Source organism: Burkholderia guangdongensis (genome assembly GCF_013403875.1).
GTDB classification, from domain to species: Bacteria; Pseudomonadota; Gammaproteobacteria; order Burkholderiales; family Burkholderiaceae; genus Burkholderia; species Burkholderia guangdongensis.
In genome coordinates this window covers 1-281 of sequence record NZ_JACBNX010000085.1, presented here as the reverse complement: position 1 = coordinate 281, position 281 = coordinate 1, and the positions used below count along the sequence as shown (strand labels likewise).

The following is a 281-nucleotide window of genomic DNA, read 5'->3' as shown; positions in this document are numbered from 1 at the left end:
ACGGTGCTGTGCCTGCTGATCGGCTATCCGATGGCGTACTACATCGCGCGCTCGGAGCCGGCGCGGCGCAACGTGCTGATGATGGCGGTGATGCTGCCGTTCTGGACGTCGTTCCTGATCCGGGTGTACGCGTGGATCGGGATCCTGAAGGACGACGGCCTCTTGAACCACGCGCTGATGGCGATCGGTCTGATCCACTCGCCGCTGCGGCTGTATCACAGCGACGCGGGGGTGTACATCGGGATGGTGTATTCGTACCTGCCGTTCATGGTGATGCCGCT

Annotated in this window: 1 protein-coding gene; it reads left to right on the top strand. The window is 63.0% G+C overall.

The window, feature by feature from the left end; translation table 11 throughout:
• The coding region (locus HZI36_RS27650) for an ABC transporter permease (protein ID WP_425485304.1) at positions 1–281 on the top strand (281 nt) is incomplete at both ends.